The organism is Hydrogenophaga intermedia, assembly GCF_000723405.1.
In the GTDB taxonomy this organism is placed as follows: Bacteria; Pseudomonadota; Gammaproteobacteria; order Burkholderiales; family Burkholderiaceae_C; genus Hydrogenophaga; species Hydrogenophaga intermedia.
This window is the reverse complement of the sequence record NZ_CCAE010000027.1, coordinates 1-12,907: the sequence shown is the minus strand read 5'-3', so window position 1 is coordinate 12,907 and position 12,907 is coordinate 1. Positions and strand designations below refer to the sequence as shown.

At 62.5% G+C, this 12,907-nt stretch carries 21 protein-coding genes, 1 tRNA gene and 1 pseudogene; 21 read left to right on the top strand and 2 right to left on the bottom strand.

Annotation, left to right across the window (positions count from 1 at the left end):
* Nucleotides 1–52 precede the first annotated feature (52 nt).
* From BN948_RS15450 to BN948_RS15355, 20 genes are all read left to right on the top strand, one after another.
* On the top strand, nt 53–1,594 hold the full coding sequence (locus tag BN948_RS15450; RefSeq protein WP_009514938.1) for a glycerol-3-phosphate dehydrogenase/oxidase: 1,542 nt from the start codon (nt 53–55) through the stop codon (nt 1,592–1,594).
* Between the two features lie 197 nt (nt 1,595–1,791).
* Complete coding sequence (rplN, locus tag BN948_RS15445) at nt 1,792–2,160, top strand: 50S ribosomal protein L14 (protein ID WP_009514936.1); 369 nt, start codon at nt 1,792–1,794, stop codon at nt 2,158–2,160.
* Nucleotides 2,161–2,170: 10 nt separating this feature from the next.
* Nucleotides 2,171–2,488 (top strand): 50S ribosomal protein L24, encoded by a 318-nt coding sequence (rplX, locus tag BN948_RS15440; RefSeq protein WP_009514934.1) that lies wholly within the window; start codon nt 2,171–2,173, stop codon nt 2,486–2,488.
* A gap of 2 nt (nt 2,489–2,490) precedes the next feature.
* Complete coding sequence (gene rplE / locus BN948_RS15435) at nt 2,491–3,030, top strand: 50S ribosomal protein L5 (RefSeq protein WP_009514933.1); 540 nt, start codon at nt 2,491–2,493, stop codon at nt 3,028–3,030.
* An 8-nt stretch (nt 3,031–3,038) separates the two neighbouring features.
* Nucleotides 3,039–3,344, top strand: coding sequence for a 30S ribosomal protein S14 (gene rpsN, locus BN948_RS15430; RefSeq protein ID WP_009514932.1), 306 nt, complete (start codon nt 3,039–3,041; stop codon nt 3,342–3,344).
* A gap of 18 nt (nt 3,345–3,362) precedes the next feature.
* Nucleotides 3,363–3,758 (top strand): 30S ribosomal protein S8, encoded by a 396-nt coding sequence (gene rpsH / locus BN948_RS15425; protein WP_009514931.1) that lies wholly within the window; start codon nt 3,363–3,365, stop codon nt 3,756–3,758.
* 23 nt (nt 3,759–3,781) lie between these two features.
* Nucleotides 3,782–4,315, top strand: a complete 534-nt coding sequence (rplF, locus tag BN948_RS15420) for a 50S ribosomal protein L6 (RefSeq protein ID WP_009514930.1) — start codon at nt 3,782–3,784, stop codon at nt 4,313–4,315.
* 11 nt (nt 4,316–4,326) lie between these two features.
* Nucleotides 4,327–4,692 carry a 50S ribosomal protein L18 gene (rplR, locus tag BN948_RS15415; protein WP_009514929.1) on the top strand — a complete coding sequence of 122 codons (366 nt, stop codon included), beginning with the start codon at nt 4,327–4,329 and terminating at the stop codon, nt 4,690–4,692.
* Between the two features lie 18 nt (nt 4,693–4,710).
* A complete protein-coding gene (gene rpsE / locus BN948_RS15410) occupies nt 4,711–5,229 on the top strand; it encodes a 30S ribosomal protein S5 (protein ID WP_009514926.1) in 519 nt (172 codons plus the stop codon).
* A gap of 11 nt (nt 5,230–5,240) precedes the next feature.
* On the top strand, nt 5,241–5,423 hold the full coding sequence (gene rpmD / locus BN948_RS15405) for a 50S ribosomal protein L30 (protein ID WP_009514924.1): 183 nt from the start codon (nt 5,241–5,243) through the stop codon (nt 5,421–5,423).
* A 14-nt stretch (nt 5,424–5,437) separates the two neighbouring features.
* Complete coding sequence (gene rplO, locus BN948_RS15400; protein ID WP_009514922.1) at nt 5,438–5,875, top strand: 50S ribosomal protein L15; 438 nt, start codon at nt 5,438–5,440, stop codon at nt 5,873–5,875.
* 23 nt (nt 5,876–5,898) lie between these two features.
* Entirely contained in the window at nt 5,899–7,218 is a 1,320-nt protein-coding gene (gene secY / locus BN948_RS15395) for a preprotein translocase subunit SecY (protein ID WP_009514920.1), read from the top strand.
* A gap of 3 nt (nt 7,219–7,221) precedes the next feature.
* Complete coding sequence (gene infA / locus BN948_RS15390; RefSeq protein ID WP_009514918.1) at nt 7,222–7,440, top strand: translation initiation factor IF-1; 219 nt, start codon at nt 7,222–7,224, stop codon at nt 7,438–7,440.
* Between the two features lie 42 nt (nt 7,441–7,482).
* Nucleotides 7,483–7,596 (top strand): 50S ribosomal protein L36, encoded by a 114-nt coding sequence (gene rpmJ / locus BN948_RS15385; protein WP_009514917.1) that lies wholly within the window; start codon nt 7,483–7,485, stop codon nt 7,594–7,596.
* Nucleotides 7,597–7,618: 22 nt separating this feature from the next.
* Complete coding sequence (gene rpsM, locus BN948_RS15380) at nt 7,619–7,984, top strand: 30S ribosomal protein S13 (protein ID WP_009514915.1); 366 nt, start codon at nt 7,619–7,621, stop codon at nt 7,982–7,984.
* Between the two features lie 18 nt (nt 7,985–8,002).
* Entirely contained in the window at nt 8,003–8,407 is a 405-nt protein-coding gene (gene rpsK, locus BN948_RS15375; RefSeq protein ID WP_009514913.1) for a 30S ribosomal protein S11, read from the top strand.
* A gap of 170 nt (nt 8,408–8,577) precedes the next feature.
* Nucleotides 8,578–9,201, top strand: coding sequence for a 30S ribosomal protein S4 (rpsD, locus tag BN948_RS15370; RefSeq protein WP_035622443.1), 624 nt, complete (start codon nt 8,578–8,580; stop codon nt 9,199–9,201).
* A gap of 105 nt (nt 9,202–9,306) precedes the next feature.
* Nucleotides 9,307–10,290 (top strand): DNA-directed RNA polymerase subunit alpha, encoded by a 984-nt coding sequence (locus tag BN948_RS15365; protein ID WP_009514909.1) that lies wholly within the window; start codon nt 9,307–9,309, stop codon nt 10,288–10,290.
* Nucleotides 10,291–10,381: 91 nt separating this feature from the next.
* The gene (gene rplQ, locus BN948_RS15360; protein ID WP_009514907.1) at nt 10,382–10,777 is read left to right on the top strand and encodes a 50S ribosomal protein L17; all 396 of its coding nucleotides are present in this window, start codon (nt 10,382–10,384) and stop codon (nt 10,775–10,777) included.
* Nucleotides 10,778–10,794: 17 nt separating this feature from the next.
* A tRNA-Met gene (locus BN948_RS15355) sits at nt 10,795–10,871 on the top strand.
* Nucleotides 10,872–11,052: 181 nt separating this feature from the next.
* Here the strand turns inward: BN948_RS15355 and BN948_RS27305 are convergent.
* On the bottom strand, nt 11,053–11,793 hold the full coding sequence (locus BN948_RS27305; protein ID WP_035622440.1) for a hypothetical protein: 741 nt from the start codon (nt 11,791–11,793) through the stop codon (nt 11,053–11,055).
* Between the two features lie 129 nt (nt 11,794–11,922).
* Nucleotides 11,923–12,099: pseudogene (locus tag BN948_RS27570) on the bottom strand (TniQ family protein); the annotation flags it as partial.
* A gap of 116 nt (nt 12,100–12,215) precedes the next feature.
* Between BN948_RS27570 and BN948_RS15345 the strand changes: the two are divergent.
* The coding region (locus BN948_RS15345) for a glutamine synthetase (protein WP_162182747.1) at nt 12,216–12,907 on the top strand (692 nt) is incomplete at its 3' end.

The window sequence follows — 12,907 nt, the reverse complement described above, 5'->3', positions numbered from 1 at the left end:
CCGCCCGCTCCCCTGGTTGCCACGGGCACCAGGGGGCTGGTTTCCCGCCCACATGAACCGAGAACAACGCTTCACTGCCCTGGCCGACACGGACCGCTTCGACCTCGTGGTCGTGGGCGGTGGTGCCACCGGCCTGGGCGTGGCGCTCGACGCCAGCCTGCGGGGCTTCTCCGTTGCGTTGTTCGAGTCGCACGACTTCGCGGGTGGCACCTCGTCGCGCGCCACCAAGCTGTTGCACGGTGGGGTGCGCTACCTCGCCCAGGGCAACGTGGCGCTGGTGCGCGAAGCGCTGGCCGAGCGCACCACCATCATGACGATTGCGCCGCATCTGGCGCAGCCGCTGCCCTTCGTGATGCCCAGCCACCAGTGGTGGCAAACGCCGTTCTACGGCATTGGCCTCAAGTTGTACGACCTGCTGGCGGGGCGTGCCGGCCTCGGACCCACCGAATTCCTGGACCGCGCGCGCACGCTGTCCGCCTTGCCCGGCGTGAACCCGCAGGGCCTGCGCGGTGGTGTGCGTTACTGGGACGGCCAATTCGACGATGCCCGCCTGGCCATTGCCCTGGCGCGCACCGCCGAAGCCGCGGGCGCCTTCATGTTCAACCACGCCGAAGTCACCGCCATCGCCCCGGATGGTGATGGCCACCTGGTCACGGTGCGTGATCAAGTGGGCGGCGAGGAGCACCGGGTGCGCGCCCGCTGCGTTGTCAACGCCACCGGTGTGTGGGTCGATGCCATGCGCGAAGCCGCGGGCACGCCCTCGCACATGGTCAGCCCGAGCCAGGGCGTGCATGTGGTCGTCGACCGCGAGTTCCTGGGCGGCGAGCACGCCCTGCTGGTGCCTCGCACGCGGGACGGCCGAGTGCTCTTCGCCGTGCCGTGGCTGGGGAAACTGATCCTGGGCACCACCGACACGCCACGGCAGGACCTCGCACGTGAGCCGCAGCCGTTCGAGCAGGAACTGGCGTTCATTCTTGACGAATCCTCGCGCGCGCTCAGCCGCCCGGTGCGCCGCGCCGACATCCGCAGCGTCTGGGTCGGCCTGAGGCCGCTCGTGGCGGCCCCAAGCGACGGCAGCGGCACCAAGGGTTTGTCGCGGGAGCACACCGTGGTGGTCGATCCGAACGGCCTGGTCACCGTCACCGGCGGCAAGTGGACGACCTACCGCGCCATGGCCGAAGACGTGCTCCAGCGGTGTTTCGACGCCGGGCGCCTGCCCGCGCGTTCCGGTGGGCAAAGCGCCCATCACCGTCTGGTGGGCGCGCCGGCCAGCGCTTCGGTTCCCATCCATGCCGCTCCGGGCTGGCACCTGTATGGCACTGAGGCCGAGCGGATCCAGGGGCTGCCAGGCGCCGATCGAAACCTGGGCCTTGGCCTGCGTGCCGCGATGGTGCGGTTCGCGGCCAGATGTGAGCATGCACTCACTGTTGAAGATGTGTTGGCACGCCGATGGCGCGCACTCTTTCTGGATGCAGCCCAGGCTGAGCGGATGGCGGCCGACGTGGCGGACATCCTGCATGAGGAAGGCGTGGCCGACCCACGCGTCGATGACTTCCTGAACCTCACCCGTCGGTACGCCGCGACCAGCGTTTGACGTCGTCTCGCTCCCATGCCATAATGCGCGGCTTCGCTCCTTTGGAGTGATGTGTCTGGCGCAAGCCATCTGCCCACCGAAGGGTGGCATCCGCCGCGGCAGCAGCCGCTTGCAGTGGATGTCCCTCGACGACGGGCCCAAGACTGATCGCTGTTGGCCGTGGTGGCCTTCACGATTCAAGTTGGGACTTAAATCAAATGATCCAAACGCAATCTCGACTCGATGTTGCTGACAACACGGGTGCCAAGTCCGTGATGTGCATCAAGGTGCTCGGCGGCTCCAAGCGTCGCTACGCCAGCGTGGGCGATGTCATCAAGGTCAGCATCAAGGAAGCAGCGCCGCGTGGCCGCGTCAAAAAGGGCGAGGTCTACAACGCCGTGGTGGTGCGTACCGCCAAAGGCATCCGCCGCCAGGATGGCGCGCTGATCAAGTTCGACGGCAACGCGGCAGTGTTGCTCAACGCCAAGCTGGAGCCCATCGGCACCCGCATCTTCGGCCCGGTCACGCGCGAGCTGCGCACCGAGAAGTTCATGAAGATCGTGTCGCTGGCCCCCGAGGTTCTCTGAGGAAGCCATCATGAACAAGATTCGTACCGGTGACGAAGTCATCGTGATCGCGGGGCGCGACAAGGGCAAACGCGGCAAGGTGCTTTCGCGCACCGACGAGCTGCACGTCGTGGTCGAGGGGGTCAACCTCGTCAAGAAGCACGCCAAGCCCAACCCCATGAAGGGCATTACCGGTGGCATCGTCGAAAAGACCATGCCGATCGACCAGTCCAATGTGGCGATCTTCAACCCCGCGACGGGCAAGGCCGACCGCGTGGGCGTGAAGGCCGTGGATGGCAAGAACGTGCGCGTGTTCAAGTCCAACGGCGAACAAATCAAGGTGGCATGACCATGGCACGACAGCAACAACACTATCGCGAGAAGGTGGTCCCCGAGCTGATCGCCAAGTTCGGCTACAAGTCGCCGATGGAAGTGCCCCGCATCACCAAGATCACGCTCAATATGGGTGTGAGCGAGGCTGTGGCAGACAAGAAGGTGATGGATAACGCCGTGGGCGACCTCACCAAGATCGCAGGCCAGAAGCCCGTCGTGACCAAGGCCAAGAAGGCCATCGCCGGTTTCAAGATCCGCGAACAGCAGGCCATCGGCTGCATGGTCACGCTGCGTGGTGCCCGCATGTACGAATTCCTGGACCGCTTCGTTACCGTGGCCCTGCCCCGAGTGCGCGATTTCCGCGGTATCTCTGGTCGTTCGTTCGACGGTCGTGGCAACTACAACGTCGGCGTCAAGGAGCAGATCATCTTTCCCGAGATCGAGTACGACAAGGTCGATGCCCTGCGCGGCCTGAACATCAGCATCACGACGACCGCCAAGACCGACGACGAGTGCAAGGCACTGCTGGCTGGTTTCCGTTTCCCGTTCAAGAACTGAGGTGGCGCGTGGCTAAACAAGCACTACTCCAACGTGAACTCAAGCGCGAGAAGCTCGCCGCCAAGTTCGCCAAGAAATACAACGAGCTGAAGTCCACCGCCGGCGACGCCAAGAAGTCGGACGAAGAGCGCGACGCGGCTCGCCTCGCCCTGCAGAAGCTGCCCCGCAACGCGAATCCGACTCGTCAGCGCAACCGCTGCGAGATCACCGGTCGCCCGCGCGGCACCTTCAACCACTTCGGCCTGGCCCGCGCCAAGGTCCGTGAAATGGCTTTTGCCGGCGAAATCCCCGGCATCACCAAAGCCAGCTGGTAAGCCTTAGGAGAACCCCACATGAGCATGAGTGATCCTATCGCCGACATGTTGACCCGTGTCCGCAACGCCCAGATGGTCGAAAAGGCCACCGTGGCAATGCCGGCGTCGAAGGTGAAGGCGGCGATTGCCCAGGTCCTGAAGGACGAGGGCTACATCGACGACTTCAAAGTGGTCAACGAGGGCGGCAAGAGCGAGCTGGTCATCACCTTGAAGTACTACGCCGGCCGTCCCGTGATCGAGCGCATCGAGCGCGTGAGCCGTCCCGGACTGCGTGTCTACCGTGGTCGCAACGCCATCCCCCAGGTCCAGAACGGCCTTGGTGTGGCGATCGTGACCACCCCGCGCGGTGTCATGACCGATCGCAAGGCGCGCGCCACCGGTGTCGGTGGTGAAGTGCTGTGCTACGTCGCCTGATGCTGGCATTGAGGAGAGACTGAATGTCACGTATTGGAAAACAGCCGATCACGGTGCCTACCGGGGTCGAGATCGCCGTCAAGGACGGCCTGATCAATGTCAAGGGCGCGAATGGCGCCCTGAGTCTGGCCGTCAACGCGCTGGTCAAGATCGAGATCAACGCTGGCAAGGTGAGCTTTGTGCCGGTCGATGAGTCGCGCGAGGCTAACGCCATGTCGGGCACCATGCGCCAGTTGGTCAACAACATGGTCACCGGTGTCAACAAGGGCTTCGAGAAGAAGCTCAGCCTGGTGGGCGTGGGTTTCAAGGCCCAGGCCCAGGGCGCCAAGCTGAACCTCACGGTGGGCTACTCGCACCCCGTGATCATGGACATGCCCGCTGGCATCAAGGTCGAAACGCCGGCGCCCACGGAAATCGTGATCAAAGGTGCCGATCGCCAACGCGTCGGCCAGATCGCGTCCGAAGTGCGCGCCGTGCGTCCACCCGAGCCCTACAAGGGCAAGGGCATCCGCTACGCGGATGAAAAGGTCGTGATCAAGGAAACCAAGAAGAAATAAGGAGTCCGATCATGCTGACCAAGAAAGAACAACGCCTGCGCCGCGCGCGTCAGACCCGTATCCGCATCGCCCAGCAAGGCGCAGTGCGTCTGACGGTGAATCGCACCAACCTGCACATCTACGCCAGCGTCGTGTCCGCCGACGGTTCGCGCATCCTCGCCTCGGCCTCCACGGCCGAGAAGGAAGTGCGCGCCGAACTCGGGGCTGCCGGCAAGGGCGGCAACGCCGCAGCTGCTGCCGTCATCGGCAAGCGCATCGCCGAAAAGGCCAAGGCCGCCGGTATTGAGAAAGTGGCGTTCGACCGTTCTGGCTTTGCCTACCACGGCCGCGTGAAGGCCCTTGCAGATGCCGCCCGCGAGGCCGGCCTGCAGTTCTGATGAAACGGGATCAACGACATGGCTAAGTTTCAGGCAAACATCAAGAACGAAGCGAACGAAGACGGTCTGCGCGAGAAGATGATCGCGATCAACCGCGTGACCAAGGTGGTCAAGGGTGGTCGCATCCTCGGTTTCGCGGCGCTCACCGTCGTCGGTGACGGCGATGGCCGCGTGGGCATGGGCAAAGGCAAAGCGCGTGAAGTGCCTGTGGCGGTGCAGAAGGCCATGGAGCAGGCTCGCCGCAACATGATCAAGGTGTCGCTCAAGGACGGCTCGCTGCACCACGCGGTGCACGGTGAGCACGGTGCCTCCAACGTGATGATGCTGCCCGCCGTCAAAGGTACTGGCATCATCGCAGGCGGTCCGATGCGCGCCGTTTTCGAAGTGCTGGGAGTGACCGACGTTGTGGCCAAGAGCCACGGCTCGAGCAACCCCTACAACCTGGTGCGTGCCACGCTGGACGCACTCGAGAAGTCCACCACCCCGGCCGAAGTTGCCGCCAAGCGCGGCAAGACGGTCGAGGACATCCTGGGCTGAGAGGAATCACCATGAGCAACACGAATACCGTCAAGGTCCAGCTCGTGCGCAGCCTCATCGGCTGCAAAGAGGATCACCGTGCCACCGCGCGTGGTCTGGGTTTGCGCAAGCTCAATAGCACCAGCGAACTGCAGGACACCCCGGCCGTGCGCGGCATGATCAACAAGATCAGCTACCTGGTCAAAGTCCTCTGATCGGAGACGACGACATGGAACTCAACAACATCAAGCCGGCTGACGGCGCCAAGCACGCCAAGCGGCGCGTCGGCCGTGGCATCGGTTCGGGCCTGGGCAAGACCGCGGGCCGTGGCCATAAGGGCCAGAAATCGCGTGCCGGTGGTTATCACAAGGTCGGCTTCGAAGGCGGCCAGATGCCTCTGCAGCGTCGTCTGCCCAAGCGCGGCTTCAAGTCGGCGCAACTGCAGTTCAACGCCGAAGTGACGCTGGACCAGATCGACGCCATCGAGGCCACCGACATCGACGTGCTCACGCTAAAGCAGTTGGGCCTGGTGCCGCAACTGACCAAGCGGGTGAAGCTGATCAAGTCGGGTGAGCTCAAGCGAGCCGTGACGCTCAAGGATGTGGTGCCGACCGCGGGCGCGAAGGCCGCTGTCGAAGCCGCTGGCGGCAAGATCGCTGCTGCCTGATCACGCCCGTTCGAAAGGACCTCGTGGCAACCGCTTCTCCGTCCCTGGCTAAGACCGGTAAGTTCGGCGACCTGCGTCGCCGGCTGGTTTTCCTGCTGCTGGCGCTGGTGGTGTACCGCATCGGTGCGCACATCCCTGTGCCGGGCATCAATCCGGAACAGCTGCAGCAGCTCTTCCAAGGGCAGCAGGGCGGCATCCTGAGCCTGTTCAACATGTTCTCGGGTGGCGCACTGTCGCGTTTCACCGTGTTCGCGTTGGGCATCATGCCGTACATCTCGGCCTCCATCATCATGCAGCTCATGACGTACGTGGTCCCCACGTTCGAGCAGCTGAAGAAAGAAGGTGAGGCAGGGCGTCGCAAGATCACTCAGTACACGCGTTACGGCACGCTGGGCCTGGCGATCTTTCAAGCCATGGGCATTGCCTTGGCACTGGAAGGCCAGGCGGGGCTCGTGATCGACCCGGGCATGGGATTTCGCCTGACGGCCGTGGTGAGCTTGGTGGCGGGCACGATGTTTTTGATGTGGCTGGGCGAGCAGATCACGGAGCGTGGCTTGGGCAATGGCATCTCGCTACTGATCTTCGCCGGCATCGTGGCCGGGTTGCCGAACGCCATCGGTGGTCTGCTGGAACTGGTCCGCACCGGTGCCATGAACGTGCTCATCGCGTTGTTCATCATCGCGCTGGTGGTTCTTGTCACGTATTTCGTGGTGTTCGTTGAGCGAGGCCAGCGAAAGATCCTGGTGAACTACGCGCGCCGTCAGGTGGGCAATAAAGTCTACGGAGGCCAGTCGTCGCACCTGCCACTCAAGCTGAACATGGCTGGCGTGATCCCCCCGATCTTCGCGTCGTCCATCATCCTGCTGCCCACCACGGTGGTGAGTTGGATCAGCACGGGTGAGTCGACCCGTTGGCTGCGCGACTTGGCCAGTGCCTTGTCCCCAGGGCAACCGATCTACGTGGCGCTCTACGCTGCGGCGATCATCTTTTTCTGCTTCTTCTATACCGCCCTGGTTTTCAACAGTCGGGAAACTGCGGATAACCTGAAGAAGAGTGGCGCGTTCATCCCGGGCATTCGTCCTGGTGATCAAACCGCGCGCCACATCGACAAGATCTTGCTGCGGCTGACCTTTGCCGGCGCGATCTACATCACCGCGGTGTGCCTGCTCCCCGAGTTCCTGATCCTCGAGTACAACGTGCCGTTCTATTTCGGCGGCACCTCCCTCCTGATCATCGTGGTCGTGACCATGGATTTCATGGCGCAGGTGCAAAACTACATGATGTCGCAGCAATATGAGTCGCTGCTGAAAAAGGCGAATTTCAAGACTTCCCTCGGCAACTGAACCATGGCCAAGGACGACGTGATCGAAATGCAGGGTGAGGTGGTCGAAAACCTTCCCAATGCGACCTTTCGCGTCAAGCTCGAAAACGGGCACGTGGTCCTCGGTCACATCTCCGGCAAGATGCGCATGCACTACATCCGCATCCTGCCAGGCGACAAGGTCAAAGTGGAGCTCACGCCCTACGACCTCACGCGTGCCCGCATCGTGTTCCGCGCCAAGTGAAGCGCTTGTTTTGAACGTTTACCGGATTTCTAGGAGAAGAAAATGAGAGTTTCGGCTTCGGTCAAGAAGATGTGCCGCAACTGCAAGATCATCAAGCGCCACGGTGTCGTGCGCGTGATCTGCACCGATCCCCGCCACAAGCAGCGTCAAGGCTGATCGATTCGTCAAGAGGATTCACATGGCCCGTATTGCAGGCATCAACATTCCGCCGCACAAGCACGCCGAAATCGGCTTGACCGCGATCTTTGGCATCGGCCGCACCCGCGCTCGCCAGATCTGCGACGCCTGTGGCATTGCGTACAGCAAGAAGATCAAGGATCTCTCCGATGCGGAGCTCGAGAAGGTGCGTGACCAAGTGGGCACGTTCACCATCGAGGGTGACCTGCGTCGCGAGACCACCATGAACATCAAGCGCCTGATGGACATCGGCTGCTACCGCGGCTTCCGCCATCGCCGCGGCCTGCCGATGCGTGGCCAGCGCACGAAGACCAATGCGCGCACGCGTAAGGGTCCGCGCAAGGCGGCTCAGTCGCTGAAGAAGTAATCGGTTCGAAGGAAAACCATGGCCAAGTCCCCCTCCAGCAGCGCCGCAGCCCGCGTTCGCAAGAAGGTCCGCAAGAACATTGCGGACGGCATTGCTCACGTGCACGCGTCGTTCAACAACACCATCATCACCATCACCGACCGCCAGGGCAATGCGCTGTCGTGGGCATCGTCGGGTGGCCAGGGCTTCAAGGGTTCGCGCAAGTCGACCCCGTTTGCGGCCCAAGTGGCCTCCGAAGTGGCCGGCCGTGCCGCGATGGAACAGGGCATCAAGAACCTCGACGTCGAAATCAAGGGTCCGGGTCCAGGTCGCGAGTCTTCGGTGCGCGCCTTGGGCGCCCTCGGCATCCGAATCACGTCGATTTCCGACGTGACGCCTGTGCCCCACAACGGCTGCCGTCCCCAGAAGCGTCGTCGCATCTGAGACAGCTGTCACCCTGGTTCTGGCTTCGCGCTAGAATGCTGGGTTCTTCGAGCGCCACCGCAGTCACGCTGCGGTGGCATTTTTGCTAAGCCCACCGCCCCCGCCATCGCGGGATGGCTCCCGCAATCACGGCCCGCTGTGGGTTGCGGCAGAAACAAAAGGAAATCAACGTGGCACGTTACCTCGGCCCCAAGGCCAAACTTTCCCGTCGCGAAGCCAGTGACCTGCTGCTCAAGAGCGCGCGCCGCTCAATCAGCGACAAGGCCAAGTTCGACTCCAAGCCCGGCCAGCACGGCCGCACCTCGGGTCAGCGCACCTCCGACTTCGGCGTGCAGCTGCGCGAGAAGCAGAAGGTCAAGCGCACCTATGGCGTGCTGGAGCGCCAGTTCCGTCGCTATTTCGCCGAAGCCGACCGCCGTCGCGGCAACACTGGCGCCAACTTGCTGTTCCTGCTTGAGTCGCGCCTTGACAACGTGGTGTTTCGCATGGGCTTCGCTTCCACCCGCGCCGAAGCGCGCCAGATCGTGTCGCACAAGGCCATCGTCGTGAACGGTCAGCCGGTCAACATTCCGTCTTTCCTGGTGAAGGCCGGTGACGTGGTTGCCGTGCGCGAGAAGTCCAAGAAGCAGGCCCGCGTGATCGAAGCCCTCGAGCTGGCCAAGCAGATCGGTTTCCCCGGCTGGGTTGACGTGTCCGTCGACAAGGTCGAAGGCGTCTTCAAGAAAGCCCCGGATCGCGATGAGTTCGGCTCGGACATCAACGAGTCGCTCATTGTCGAACTCTATTCTCGTTAATACCCCGTCCCCGGTCAGGCACAGCGTACGCTGTGCCTCCCGGGCCATTCCATGCTCCGTCTGCCTTATCGGTGTAACGAGCCGAGGGTACTGAAGGAAGTCTGAATGCTGAATAACCTGCTCAAGCCCAAGTCCATCAACGTCGAGCAACTCTCGGCCAATCGCGCCAAGGTCACCCTGGAGCCCTTCGAGCGTGGCTACGGGCACACCCTCGGCAATGCACTGCGCCGTGTGTTGCTGTCGTCCATGGTGGGGCATGCGCCCACTGAAGTGACCATAGCCGGCGTGGTGCATGAGTACTCCTCCATCGACGGTGTGCAGGAAGACGTAGTCAACCTGCTGCTCAACCTTAAGGGCGTGGTGTTCAAGCTCCACAACCGCGACGAGGTGACATTGAGTCTGCGCAAGGACGGTGAAGGCGTCGTTACGGCGGCCGACATCCAGACGCCGCACGATGTGGAGATCGTCAATCCGGACCACGTCATCGCCACGCTGTCCGCTGGCGCCAAGCTCGACATGCAGATCAAGGTCGAGAAGGGCCGTGGCTACGTGCCGGGCACCCTGCGCCGCGGTGACGAAGTCGCCCGTTCGATCGGCCGAATCGTGCTGGACGCTTCCTTCTCGCCCGTCAAGCGCGTGAGCTACACCGTAGAAAGCGCGCGCGTCGAGCAGCGCACCGACCTCGACAAACTGGTGCTCGAGATCGAGACCAACGGCTCGATCGGTCCCGAAGAAGCCGTGCGCGCCTCGGCCAAGATCCTGGTCGAGCAGTTGGCGGTGTTCGCCCAGCTCGAAGGCGCTGACCTCTTCACCGAGGCACCCCAGCAGCGCAGCTCGCAGCAGTTCGATCCGATCCTTCTGCGTCCGGTGGATGAGCTCGAACTCACCGTGCGTTCTGCGAACTGCCTGAAGGCCGAAAACATCTACTACATCGGTGACCTGATCCAACGCACCGAGAACGAGCTGCTCAAGACCCCGAACCTGGGTCGCAAGTCGCTCAACGAGATCAAGGAAGTGCTGGCCTCGCGTGGCCTCACATTGGGCATGAAGCTCGAGAACTGGCCGCCCGCCGGTCTCGACAAGCACTGATCGTTTTTCAACCCACTGAGCCTTCGGGCCAGACCATGACGAACCGCCGGTACCTGATCCGGCCGGCGGCAAAAGACGGAAAGGAAACACCATGCGTCACGGACACGGACTTCGCAAACTCAACCGAACCAGCGAGCACCGCTTGGCGATGCTGCGCAACATGATGAATTCGCTGCTCACGCACGAAGCCATCAAGACCACACTGCCCAAGGCCAAGGAACTGCGCCGCGTTGTCGAGCCCATGATCACCCTGGCCAAGGAGCCCACGGTGGCCAACCGCCGCCTGGCCTTTAACCGCCTGCGCGATCGCGATGTGGTGGTCAAGCTCTTCAACGAACTCGGCCCGCGTTTCAAGGCCCGTCCGGGCGGCTACACCCGCATTCTCAAGATGGGTTTCCGCGTCGGCGACAACGCACCCATGGCCCTGGTGGAACTGGTTGATCGCGCCGAGCCGGCGGCAGAGGCCGGTGACGCGGACAAAGCGTGATATAATTTTTGGCTTGACGCGGAGTGGAGCAGCCTGGTAGCTCGTTGGGCTCATAACCCAAAGGTCGCAAGTTCAAATCTTGCCTCCGCAACCAACAAAATCAAGCACTTGCTTGTCAATGAGTGTGGATTCCGGCAGCCGATGGCGGAAAACGACCAGATATGGTTGACGGGATCCGGCACTGATGTATAGGTAAGTCCTTGATATCAAACAGAACGGAGTGAGCCGAGAGGTCCACTCCGTTTCTTTTTGGCCGATCCGGGCAAACGAACTTTTCAGTACTTGAGCTCGAACTTTTCAGGCGTTGCTATGACGGCTTGCAAGGCCCGGTACCTCGGACCTTGTCTCTCCAGGTCCGCGCTGAGGCCAGAATGAACTTGCAGGTTCTTCTGGTTGACGGTCTTGCCACTGTCCACAAGTGCCTGGCGAGTCCGCAAGTAGGTTCGAGCTGCATCCAAGTAGACGTTGCCACGGTGAGCCTCCTTGGCTACCTGGTTCTTGGCGACGAGAGCCTTGGCGAGAGCAGGGGCGCTCGCCCGTAGGGCAGGAATCGAGACGCCCAGCGAAGTTGCGACCTTGTTCAAAGTAGGTGTCTCGTCCTGCTCGAGAGCCTCTTTGAGGTGCCGCACCATGTCGACGTCGGTGGTGTTGGAGCGAACATAGGCCCGGCCAAGCCGCCTCCTGAGTTCTTGAGGCGGTACATCGCCCTCAGTGAGGAACAGTTCACCTTTAAGCATTCTGGACAGGTCAACCTTGCCGGCGATGCTCAACTGCGCCAGTGACGCAAAGTTGAAAGTGCCATCGTTCTTGTGCCAGTTGCACATGGTTCCACGGCCAACTCCCGCCGCATCTGCTGCAGCGTTCGAGTTGCCGTTGAACTGATGGTTCACCAACGCCCGAACTCCCTCGCGCACGGACTCGCGGTCGATGCTCGCACACTCCTGCTCGCTGAGCGCGAGCACGTTGGCAAGGCAGGTGGCAATGACAATATCTGACGCCTCGGCTTTCGCAAGCACGGGCTTCTCGCATTGGCGCCCGATACTTCCGCAGTCTGGGCACACCCCAATGGCACGTGGTCTCTCTTGAAGAGCGAGGCGCTTACCAACGTCAGCCCAGCACCCGCTGGTGGCATGAAGCCTTACCCCGTGAGTGATACAACAGTCGACTCCCCTGAGCTCCCACAGAAGGCGCCCGTACGGGAGCTTCTTGGCCTTGAGGTCTTCTTCGAAGCAGAGCGGACAGTATCTGACGTGGCCGGAGTTCGAATGGTTGAGAAGTTTGCAGAAGGAAAGCGTGTGGGCAAATCGAACCAAGGTCGTCATGCCCAGCGACTGGCCTGTCGCCTTCTGGAGCAGGTCCAGGAGTTCGACGTTGACGGAGCTGCCAGAGTAGATGGACCACGAAGGAGTCAGCCAGCAAGGAGCTCTGAGACTCATGTCTGTGGCTGCACCAGTCGCTGGCGGCGCGCGACTCCGGCGTCAATGCCTTCGTTCCGCAGACGGGCGAGCCGCTGTCGGCGCTGGGCCGGGCCTATGTCGGTGGCCTGCTCAAACATGCCTGTGCGGCCTCCAGCTTCACCACCCCCACGGTTAACGGCTACCGACGCCGACGCCCGTTCTCTCTGGCCCCGGATCGGGTGACCTGGGCCGAGGACAACCGCGCCGCCATGGCGCGCGTGATCGCCGCCCCAGAAGACTCAGCCAGCCGTGTGGAAAACCGGGTCGGCGAGCCGGCGGCCAACCCCTACCTGTATCTGGCCTCGCAGCTCTTCTCGGGGATCGATGGCATTCGTCGCCAACTCGATCCCGGCCCTCTGCAGGAAACGCCCTATGCCGCCGACGTTCCGATCCTGCCGCGCAACCTGGCCGAGGCGCTGGACGTGCTGGAGGGCTCCAGCTTCTTCCGCGAAGCCTTCGGCGAAGAGTTCATCCACTACTGGCTGCACCTGCGGCGCAGCGAATGGGCGCGCTTCGTGGCCGCCGAAGGCGCCGACGTGGACATGGCGGGCGACCCCGTCACCGACTGGGAGCATCGCGAGTACTTCGAACTGTTCTGTAAACGTTCCGCGAACCCACCTTGCGCCGTTGATGACGGCGTGTTGAAGATGGTTCTACGCGGCGGGGACGGCGG

Coding starts and splice junctions, on each gene's coding strand:
- BN948_RS15450 (WP_009514938.1), top strand. CDS start 53: ATGAACCGAGAACAACGCTTCACTGCCCTGGCCGACACGGACCGCTTC.
- rplN (WP_009514936.1), top strand. CDS start 1,792: ATGATCCAAACGCAATCTCGACTCGATGTTGCTGACAACACGGGTGCC.
- rplX (WP_009514934.1), top strand. CDS start 2,171: ATGAACAAGATTCGTACCGGTGACGAAGTCATCGTGATCGCGGGGCGC.
- rplE (WP_009514933.1), top strand. CDS start 2,491: ATGGCACGACAGCAACAACACTATCGCGAGAAGGTGGTCCCCGAGCTG.
- rpsH (WP_009514931.1), top strand. CDS start 3,363: ATGAGCATGAGTGATCCTATCGCCGACATGTTGACCCGTGTCCGCAAC.
- rplF (WP_009514930.1), top strand. CDS start 3,782: ATGTCACGTATTGGAAAACAGCCGATCACGGTGCCTACCGGGGTCGAG.
- rplR (WP_009514929.1), top strand. CDS start 4,327: ATGCTGACCAAGAAAGAACAACGCCTGCGCCGCGCGCGTCAGACCCGT.
- rpsE (WP_009514926.1), top strand. CDS start 4,711: ATGGCTAAGTTTCAGGCAAACATCAAGAACGAAGCGAACGAAGACGGT.
- rpmD (WP_009514924.1), top strand. CDS start 5,241: ATGAGCAACACGAATACCGTCAAGGTCCAGCTCGTGCGCAGCCTCATC.
- rplO (WP_009514922.1), top strand. CDS start 5,438: ATGGAACTCAACAACATCAAGCCGGCTGACGGCGCCAAGCACGCCAAG.
- infA (WP_009514918.1), top strand. CDS start 7,222: ATGGCCAAGGACGACGTGATCGAAATGCAGGGTGAGGTGGTCGAAAAC.
- rpmJ (WP_009514917.1), top strand. CDS start 7,483: ATGAGAGTTTCGGCTTCGGTCAAGAAGATGTGCCGCAACTGCAAGATC.
- rpsM (WP_009514915.1), top strand. CDS start 7,619: ATGGCCCGTATTGCAGGCATCAACATTCCGCCGCACAAGCACGCCGAA.
- rpsK (WP_009514913.1), top strand. CDS start 8,003: ATGGCCAAGTCCCCCTCCAGCAGCGCCGCAGCCCGCGTTCGCAAGAAG.
- BN948_RS15365 (WP_009514909.1), top strand. CDS start 9,307: ATGCTGAATAACCTGCTCAAGCCCAAGTCCATCAACGTCGAGCAACTC.
- rplQ (WP_009514907.1), top strand. CDS start 10,382: ATGCGTCACGGACACGGACTTCGCAAACTCAACCGAACCAGCGAGCAC.